General features: G+C 68.0%; 4 protein-coding genes and 1 pseudogene. All 5 read left to right on the top strand.

Annotation, left to right across the window (positions count from 1 at the left end):
* Positions 1-136 precede the first annotated feature (136 nt).
* A complete protein-coding gene (locus VIR15_RS07485) occupies positions 137-586 on the top strand; it encodes a hypothetical protein (RefSeq protein ID WP_331926847.1) in 450 nt (149 codons plus the stop codon).
* Positions 583-846, top strand: coding sequence for a hypothetical protein (locus VIR15_RS07490; RefSeq protein ID WP_331926848.1), 264 nt, complete (start codon positions 583-585; stop codon positions 844-846). Before VIR15_RS07485 ends, VIR15_RS07490 begins: the two co-directional genes overlap by 4 nt.
* Before the next feature lie 53 nt (positions 847-899).
* Positions 900-1,265, top strand: a pseudogene (locus tag VIR15_RS21215) (DNA cytosine methyltransferase); the annotation flags it as partial.
* A 58-nt stretch (positions 1,266-1,323) separates the two neighbouring features.
* Positions 1,324-2,055 carry a hypothetical protein gene (locus tag VIR15_RS07495; RefSeq protein WP_331926849.1) on the top strand — a complete coding sequence of 244 codons (732 nt, stop codon included), beginning with the start codon at positions 1,324-1,326 and terminating at the stop codon, positions 2,053-2,055.
* Positions 2,056-2,385: 330 nt separating this feature from the next.
* A partial coding sequence (locus VIR15_RS07500; protein ID WP_331926850.1) for an HNH endonuclease signature motif containing protein occupies positions 2,386-2,737 on the top strand: 352 nt, incomplete at its 3' end.

The following is a 2,737-nucleotide window of genomic DNA, read 5'->3' on the forward strand; positions in this document are numbered from 1 at the left end:
TGGCTCGTCGTGCGACCCGGCACTCGCTGCGAGAGGCGAGCCTCATGACGCGCCTCGACCTGATCGCCGACCTGCACCACGCCAGCCACGACACGACCCGCGCCGGGAGCGCGACAGAGACCACCGAGGAGAACCGATGAGCGACAAGAAGATTCAGGTCGAGCTCGACGAGGACGTGGCGCGCGAGTACGTCGACCGCACCAAGGCGCATGGCGGCCCCATCGCGGATGTTCGGGAGAAGATCCGTGCCGCCCTGCCGCCCGAGTACCCCGAGGGCACCGTCGCGTGGGTGACCTATGACGACGACGTGCGCTACTTGGGCTGTCGGGTCGACGGTGGGTGGACGCATTCCTCGGAAGGCGCCGACGACCTCCTCGACCGCTGGGTCAAGAAGGTCGAGCCGCTGCGCGTCCTTGCCGACGACGAGGTGGCGGTGAAGGTAACCCGCGACCCATTCGACCGCGGGTTCTCATCCACGGACGTCCGCATTGCTGCGGACCTTGTGGAGAGCCAGCTTGGCCTGTCCCTCACCGCCAACGGCATCCGCGCATTCGCCGACGCCCTCGACGCGGAGGCCACGTCGTGAACCTCACCATCATCGACGGCAAGGTCCTCCTGCTCGTCATCGCGCTCGGCCTGTACCTCTTCGTGCTCTGGGTCCGGGCCGTCATCCGCGACGAGGACCGCCGCCGCGACGCCACCGTCGACATGCTCGCGCCGCCGAAGCACGACCACACCCGCGTGACCCTCGACGACCCCGCCACCCGCCCCATGCAGTACTGGCGGCCCCCGACCAGCCTCGACACCCGCGAGGCCCGGCACCGCGCCAACGGGGAGGAGTCGTGAGCCTCACCTACGGGGGGCTGTGTGAGGGGTATGGAGGCTTGACCGACGGCGTCATGTCCGTGCTCGGCGGCGAGCTCGCTTGGTACTCCGAGTTCGATCCGGCCCCGTCGAAGATCCTCGCCCACCACCACCCAGGCGTGCCCAACCATGGCGACCTCACCAAGATCGACTGGGCATCTCTGCCCCGAGTGGATGTGATGACGGCCGGCTATCCGTGCCAGCCGTTCTCACACGCCGGCAAGCGCATGGGTACCGACGACCCGCGGCACCTGTGGCCGCATATCGCCCACGGCGTCTCGATTCTTCGGCCTCGGCTCCTGGCGCTCGAGAACGTGCGAGGTCATCTGTCCCTCGGGTTTGACGAAGTCGTTCGTGACCTGCACCAGCTCGGCTATGAGGTCACGTGGTACCTGCTGCGTGCCGCTGACATTGGTGCCCCGCATGGCAGGGCAAGGCTGTTCATCTTCGGGAGGAATCGTGGCAAGTGTGGAGTATGTGGCGGGGTTGATCGACGGGGAGGGGTGGATCGGGATCACACAACGCTCTCGCGGCGGGACGTACACGATCGACGTCAAGGTGTCGATGTCGGACATGGGCATGCCCGCGCTCAGAGCCCTCGAGGCCACGCTGGGCGGCAAGGCGATCCCCGATCGGGAGGCAGCGGACACCAGGCGCCCGTCATGGCGCTGGAGCCTGAGTGGCAAGAGGGCAGCGACCGCGCTTCGGGTGGTCGCGCCGCACCTGCTGGTGAAGCGCGAGCAGGCGCGGATCGCACTGCAACTCATGGAGATGGTCGAGTCGGCTCCGATGGGTCGCGGCGGCGGTGCGCAATGGTCCCCGGAGATGCTCAATCGAGCGGAGCTGCTGCGCAATCGGATCAAGCACCTGAACCGTCGGGGGCCGGATCCCGAACTTCCACAGGAGACGCCAGTGGCGATCTATCGGTGGGGGGCATGGTGGGAGCCGGAGGACGACCTGTTCGGCCCGGTGGAGTTCCAGGGGAAGTGGCCGACGTGTGGACGGATGATCTCCGGCCATGTGTATGCGACCCCATCGTGGGAGCGCCGCACGGGCGGTTCAGGATCTTCCTCTTCGCCACGCCTGCCGACGCCGACCTCTCGGGACTGGAAGGACGGTGGGCCGGTGGAGAACGTGCCGGAGAACGCCCTGCTGGGCCGCGTGGTGTGGAGGCTGGCACCGGAGGACTGACCCTCCTGCCGACGCCGCTCTCCTCCGACGCGGGGCCGCGGGGTGGCACAACGGGCTATGGACTGCGCGACTGGTCCCGAAGCATGGTCAACCCCGAGTCGCTTCCCGACCGGCTCCTGCCGACGCCCGTCGCGGACAACTCCCGCGGCCTGCCGCAGCGCGGGACGGACTTCCAGTCGCTTCCCAACGTGGCCGTGTCGCTCCTGCCGACGCCGACTGCTGCTGACTCCAAGGCGTCTGGCGGGTCGAGCCCGTCCGACGTGACGCTCACCGACGCCGTCGTGCGCACCGACCTTGGCAAAGCACAGAACAGTCGACATGGAGGGCCTGATGGGAACCCCAGCGAAGCAACTGCCGGACAAGGTGTGCCCGGCCTGCGGGGCGACATTCAACCGGAAGCGCTACCGGGGGACGCTCGAGGACTCGGGACGCTACCGGACGCGGATCTACTGCAGCCAGTCCTGCGCCAACACCCGACGCGAGGTGACCAAGTCGGGGCACCACTGGCGGGCACAAAGGCACCGGAAGGACTCCTGCCAAGCCTGCTCAGCGACAACGGATCTGCACGTCCACCACAAGGACCGGGACCACACAAACAACGACCCGTCGAACCTGATGACGCTGTGCGCGTCGTGCCATCTGCGTCTGCACTGGCGCGAGGACCGCGCTGCCCGCATGGATG

The organism is Intrasporangium sp. (assembly GCF_036566125.1).
Taxonomy (GTDB): Bacteria; Actinomycetota; Actinomycetes; order Actinomycetales; family Dermatophilaceae; genus Intrasporangium.